The organism is Rhizobium sp. P1_E6, from assembly GCF_056405875.1.
In genome coordinates this window covers 1-6,174 of sequence record NZ_JBFUBG010000172.1, presented here as the reverse complement: position 1 = coordinate 6,174, position 6,174 = coordinate 1, and the positions used below count along the sequence as shown (strand labels likewise).

Here is a 6,174-nt window from a genome sequence, read left to right as displayed (position 1 = left end):
GTCGGTACCTCTACCCACTGAGAGAACATCGCAGCCTGGCCAAAATCCTGCCCTTCTGCGTCTCGGAGCTGCCAGACTATCCCGTCTTCCATCCAGAAGCGGCTCCCTGACTTCGTAACACGCAAACCACGATAGCCCGCCATATACCCATTTTGCGCCACAGCATCGAGCAGCGTCTGACGCTCTCCCCGTTCGCTGGGGCCCGCCGACAGCCTGGATTCCAGCTTTACGAATTCGCTCCAGCTATATCCAAACCGCCTCTGGGCCGCACCGTTGGCGTAGACAAACACAGGACTGGGCGCGGTGTTATGGGCCAGGACCACAAAAGGGGCATCGCCGTAGAGCCACTCGGGCCCACGTTCCTTGGGAACAAGAGCTCTGCCGACGAGACGTCTGAAGCTCCCGGTGAGAAGCTCGAAAAATTCCGGGTCGTTCGGGTTCAGTTCACCGTTCAGCTGCATATGGTTTCCTTCTCCAGCGCGGACGCTGCACGCATCTTCGCGCCCCATGTATTCACCGAACATGGGCACCGGTGCGGCAGCCGCACCGGTGGGAGGGGCCTTTAGTTCGGCAAGAGATAGTTCTTGCGGATATACGAGAGCTTGAAGCCTGCCTTGGTCAGGTTTCCGAAGGATATGTTCGGCTGCCCCTCCTGAGGTTCACTTGTCTCGACCGCAAACAGAGAAACGCCTTGGGCCAGGCCTTCGTTCAGCCGGGCATTGATCAGCGCTTTTTGCGCTCCGCGATTTCGGTATTCAGGGAGTGTCGCTCCTGCTCCCAGCCAGGCGCAACCATTCTCTATAAACAGCGCGCCCGTCCCGACCGGCGTGCCCTCCAATTCCGCAATGAAGCAGGCCCAGCCGCTTTTGCCGACAAGGCATGACCAGAGCGGCTCAAGCTCCGCCGGAAAACCAAAGCCTGCGCACATCAGCTTGCCAAAAGTCGGAGCGTCATCGATACCGGCCAAGCGTGCACGCACGGGCCCTTCGGTTGAAAGCGGAACGACTGGAGCGGATCGCGTGAGCTTTGCCCAGGCACCGTTTTCGATCAATCCCTTATCCAGAATCCATCCACGCATTTCATCGGAGGCGGAGGATTCGCTGATCTGGACGTGCCGCCTGCCTGTTTTGGTCTTCATCCAACCAAGCGCGGCGTCGAGTTCGTCGATGTCATTCAGGGCCAAAATGCGATTGAGGCCAATGGCGGGAGCCGATGGCAGCGAAATGGCACAGCCGTCGCCCAATGGCATGCAGGCAAATTCGACGCTGTCCTTGAATGGTTGCGGCGTTATCCTGGCCAGATCAACGAAAGCCTTGGCCTCGATCATCTCTTCCCTGGCAATTCGATCGTTTGAAATGCTCAACCTATTCCCCTTTTTTATGACGAGCTGCCCACAGGGGCAGCAGTAAGTTACTGCGGCGCATACCCGTCAGGACCGGAATCGCAGCGTCGAGATAGCCTCCCTTTTCCTCGCGGATAAAGTGTGCGGCGGTCAAGAGAGGTCAAGAGCAACCACGGAGGGCAATGGATAGGCCGCTCGAACACGCAGCAAACCGTTGCGGCATCGTTGGCTCGTCGCGCGTCAGAAAAAGATCGACATGACCAGATCCTGGTCGAAATCACCAAAACCCTTGCCGAAGAGGTTCATACCGCCGGGGTTATCGGCTTTTTCGTCGATGCCGATGCGGAAGCGGATCGAGTGATGGTCGGCTATGCCGAGCGAGGTGATGGTCTGGGTCGAGACCATGGCGCCGTCGATCCAGGTGCCGGTCTCGTCGATCGTCCAGGTCTTGAGCTTGCCGTATTGCGAGCCCGACAGCTTCCACCAGGATGGCGAATACATGCCGCGGCGATCGCCATAGTCACCGGGCGAAGTCCAGTGTCCTGCCTTGATGCCGTTGACCCAGATCGAGATGTCGGACGGCCAATTGGCATTGGTAGCCGGGGTTTCCGAGCTTAGTTCGGCCGTAAATTCAACCTTGCGGATCTTCTTGCCGGACACCTTGGCATTGTTCGGGAACTTGTATTCGACATAGCCTCGTGTGAACCAGAGCAATGCCGCCTGCATGCGCTGCGGGTCGAGGAAGACCTCCTGCACGTCGAGCATGCCTATGACATTGTTGACCGAACAGAGGCCGCAGGGCGCCCCCACGTCGAATTCGGTAAAGAGGCCGATCGGCATGCTGACGGTCACCACATCCCCGCTCGCCTTGGTACCGTTGGTATCGAAGCGGATGAGGATTTCGTCATAGATGCTGGAGCAGACCTTCTGGTTTCCCTTCGTCGCCTTCATCGTTTGTGTCTGGATGAGGCCGGCCTGCTCGAGCGACTTCAGATTGGTCGCGGTCGTCGATTGCGGCAAGCGCATCTGCGCCGCGATGTCGTTGACATTCAGCGGCCCCTTCTGGCGCAGCAGGTTGAGGATTTCGATACGCGTCGGGGAACCGAGAGCCTGGACGACGTCAACGTCCCGCATCGGATCAACGGTTAGAAGTTTCGTCTCCATACCTTGATACTGGTTTCCAGTCTCTCTTGTTGGTTTCAGCTGATATCACGGTGGCATAGTCCATGTCGCCGCCTTTTCTGGAAGTGCCGGCCCGCGCCTCGGGAGAGCTCTCGCGGACCGGCAGGGCCTTCTCACCTCGGCCCGGAAGCAATCTCTCACGCACTTAGCCCTTGATGCCCGATGACAGCATGAGGGCCTGCGTTACGCGTTTCTGGAACAACAGATAGGCAACCGCGACCGGCATCGCAGCGAGGATTGCCACCGCCATGTCGCGCGCATATTTCACGCCGAATGCGTCTCTCGTCTGGGTGATGCCGACAGTGATCGTCATCATGTCGTCGGAGTTGGTAACGAGGAACGGCCAGAGGAAGGCGTTCCAAGCCATGATGTAGGTAATGATCGCCAGCGCTGTCGTAATACCCCAGTTCAGCGGCAGATAAAGCTTGAACAGGATCTGGAACTCGCCGCAGCCATCGAGCTTGGCCGCCTCGCGCAGCTCCTTCGGCACGGAATCGAAGAACTGCTTGTAGACGATGACAACAACGGGAACGATCAGCTGGGGCAGGATGATGCCGCCCCACGTGTTGATCAGGTTCAGCTTATGCATCAGCACGAACTGCGAAATGACCAGCGCCTGCGAGGGCACCATGAAGCTCGCCAGGATGATGCCGTAGAGAAGCTTGCGACCGGGAAAGACGATCTGCGACAGCGCATAGGCGCACATGACGCTGATCAGGATGACGACGACGGTCACCGTCACCGAGGTGACGATCGAGTTTAGATACCAGGTCGATAGCTTGGTTTCGAAGAGGGCATAATAATAGCCTGAGAAATTGAAGACGTCAGGGAAAAGGGTGGTCTTGTTGACCACGTCCTGTTCCGGCTTGATGGACGTGACGATCGCCCAATAGATCGGAAAAGCCCAGGTGCAGGCGATCACCACTGTGAGGATCAGAAGAAGCGTATTGCCGATTGATTTGCCGGGCATCTCAGCGCTCCCTCACTCGCAGGAGCTGATATTGCAGCACCGAGACGACGACAATGATGATGAACAGGATCACCGCGACTGCGGAGCCGAGACCACCGTGGTTCGATCGGAAAGCCTCGCGATAGACGAGTTGCAAGAGCACATACGTGGAATTGAACGGCCCGCCCTCTGTCAGCAGATAGACCTGATCAAAGATCTTGAGCTGCAGGATGAGCTGCAATGTCAGCACCAGCGCGGTTACCGGCCAGATCAGCGGCCAGGTGATGCGCTTGAAGCACTGCCAGCGCGTCGCGCCGTCAAGCGTCGCCGCCTCGTAATAGTCGTGGGGAATGTTGCGCAGGCCGGCAATGAAGAGCAGCAGATTGAAGCCGTTGGTCCACCAGACCGTCACGAGCGCAACCATGGGCATGGCCCATATCGGATCGCGGAAGACGCTGACGCGTGAGCCGGTGAAGGCTTCGATCGCGAACTGTGCGATCCCGAATTGCTGGTCGAGCACCCATTTCCAGATCTGGGTGACAACCGAAACCGGAAGAATATACGGGATGAAGAAGAGCACCAGCACGAGGCTCTGCATCCAGCCTTTCAGGCGCACGACCATCAGTGCCAGCCCAAGGCCGATCAACGTGTTCGGGATAACCGTCAAAACGACGAAATAACCGGTATTCCAGACCGATGTATAGAAGAGCTTCTGATGGAAGAGCCTGATATAATTGTCGAAGCCGACCCATTGGCCTTCGCCGACGAGCGGGGCGTCGGTAAAACTCAAGGCGAACATCTTATAGACCGGATAGGCAAACACGACCGCATAGGCGATCAGGAACGGTGCAATCATGGTGATCGCCGTTATCGTCTTGCGCCGCTTTTCATTGTTGACCACAGATCATCTCCCTGGAGGAAGGCTGGCCGGAGATACTCCGGCCAGCATCGTCTCACTGCTGGCTCTGCAGCTCCTCACGCATCTGATCGATGGCATCCGCCGGATCGAGCTGACCGTTCAGAGCCGGAACCACGAAGTTCTGTGTTGCCTCGTAGATCGGGCCTGCGACACCGGCGAGCTTGGAAACCGGATCGAAGACAGCCGTATCGGCAAGCTTCGCATAGGTGGCATTCGGCTGCATTTCCTTGAATTCCTTGCTGTCCGTCACCGGCTTGAAAGCAGGAATATGACCGGCGCTGGCCCAGGAAATGCTGTGCTGGTTCATCCAGGCAATGATCTGCAGCACGGCCTTCAGTTTTTCAGGGGTGATCGGCTTGCTGTCGCTGTTCGGAACGGCGAAGGAATGTGAATCCGCCCAGGTGGCCTGGGTACCCATCAGGTTCGGGATTTCGATGGCGCCCCATTCGAAGCCGAGCTCGCCCTTCTTCGCAAGGTCGGCCATCGTCGGCACTTCCCAGACGCCGTTGACATGCATCGCAGCCTTGCCCGAGGTGAAGAGCGCAATCGAGGCTTCGTAGGAGATCAGCTTCGGCGAATAGCCTGAGGAAACCCAGTTCGCCATGGTCTGAAGCGCCTTTACACCGGCATCGCCCGGCAAGATCTGGTCGCCGTCGATGAACTTGGCGCCCTGCTGGGAGAGCAGCGTGTAGAAGACGCGCCACATGGAGCCGCCTTCATCCGTGTGCAGCGAAAGCGGATATTCGACCTTGCCTGTCGCCTTGATCTTGTCGAGCGCGGCGTTGAAATTGGCGAGACCGTCGAGGCCCTTCGGCAGACCGTCATCGCCCAGCAGACCGGCTTCCTTCAGGATGGTCTTGTTATAGTAGAGAACGATCGAGTGGACGTCAAAAGGAATGCCGTAGACCTTGTTGTCGAAGGTAGCCTGCTTCCAGGCCGCGTCGACATAGTTTTCCTTCTTGATGCCTGCGGAAGCAAGCTCCTCGTCCGAGAAGGGCCGCAGGATACCGGTTGGCACGGCGAGCGGATAACGCGACATGTGATAGGTCATGATATCCGGCTGCTGGCCGACAGCAGCTGACGTTTGCACCTTGGTGTAGAAGGGCACGCCCCATTCAAGCGTCGTGGCGTTGATCTTGATGTCGGGATGGGTGTCGTTGAATTCCTTGATGAGCGCTTTCATGCGCACACCATCGCCGCCACTTAAGAAATCCCACCAGGTGATGTCCGTCTGCGCGAATGCGGCTGCCGAGGGCAGCAATGCGATGGCCGCCGAAACGGCAAGTTTTAAGAGTTTTCTCACGTTTGTTCCTCCTCTAAAGCATGGGTTGGGTCACCCCGGTGCCCGGGGCGGCTTCTGTCGCGGACCTCCTCCAAAGGCGCGCGATCACGTCTCCTGCATTCCTTTCCGGTCTCCGGATCGCAGCTCCGGACCCCGTTCAATCAGCTGAGCCTTCTGCCTTCGGCATCGAAGGCCAGCATCTCAGGCACTCTCAGAGAGAGGCTGATCTTCTCCTTCGGCTGAGGCCTGCTTTCGCGGCACTCGACCGTCATCTCCGCATTGGTCGCGGTCAGCACGTGAAGATATCCGGTGCCGCCAAGCTCTTCGGTGAATTCAGCGGTGACAGGCAGCGTCAGGCCTCCATCTGAGGCGCCAAGCCCGATATTCTCGGGCCGGACGCCGACATTGATGGCTGCGCCTTGAGCGACCGGGCCGCGTGTCGGCAGCTCGAAAACCTGACCCGGCGCGTCATCGAGTTCAATGCGGGCGGAGTTCTGGCC

At 58.3% G+C, this 6,174-nt stretch carries 7 protein-coding genes; all 7 read right to left on the bottom strand.

Translation table 11 applies throughout. The annotated features are described in order from the left end of the window. Positions 1-461 (bottom strand): MEKHLA domain-containing protein (locus AC1D35_RS34530; RefSeq protein WP_477942371.1); only part of this gene is annotated, 461 nt, incomplete at its 3' end. 101 nt (positions 462-562) lie between these two features. Continuing rightward, a complete protein-coding gene (locus tag AC1D35_RS34525) occupies positions 563-1,327 on the bottom strand; it encodes a GNAT family N-acetyltransferase (RefSeq protein ID WP_477853833.1) in 765 nt (254 codons plus the stop codon). 255 nt (positions 1,328-1,582) lie between these two features. After that, the gene (locus AC1D35_RS34520) at positions 1,583-2,506 is read right to left on the bottom strand and encodes an ArsR family transcriptional regulator (RefSeq protein WP_113298957.1); all 924 of its coding nucleotides are present in this window, start codon (positions 2,504-2,506) and stop codon (positions 1,583-1,585) included. A gap of 163 nt (positions 2,507-2,669) precedes the next feature. Next, positions 2,670-3,494, bottom strand: coding sequence for a carbohydrate ABC transporter permease (locus AC1D35_RS34515; protein ID WP_113298958.1), 825 nt, complete (start codon positions 3,492-3,494; stop codon positions 2,670-2,672). 1 nt (position 3,495) lies between these two features. Then, the gene (locus tag AC1D35_RS34510) at positions 3,496-4,329 is read right to left on the bottom strand and encodes a carbohydrate ABC transporter permease (RefSeq protein ID WP_113311882.1); all 834 of its coding nucleotides are present in this window, start codon (positions 4,327-4,329) and stop codon (positions 3,496-3,498) included. Positions 4,330-4,426: 97 nt separating this feature from the next. Further along, the gene (locus AC1D35_RS34505; protein ID WP_113298959.1) at positions 4,427-5,695 is read right to left on the bottom strand and encodes an ABC transporter substrate-binding protein; all 1,269 of its coding nucleotides are present in this window, start codon (positions 5,693-5,695) and stop codon (positions 4,427-4,429) included. Positions 5,696-5,835: 140 nt separating this feature from the next. Then, a partial coding sequence (locus AC1D35_RS34500) for a TOBE domain-containing protein (RefSeq protein WP_477942367.1) occupies positions 5,836-6,174 on the bottom strand: 339 nt, incomplete at its 5' end.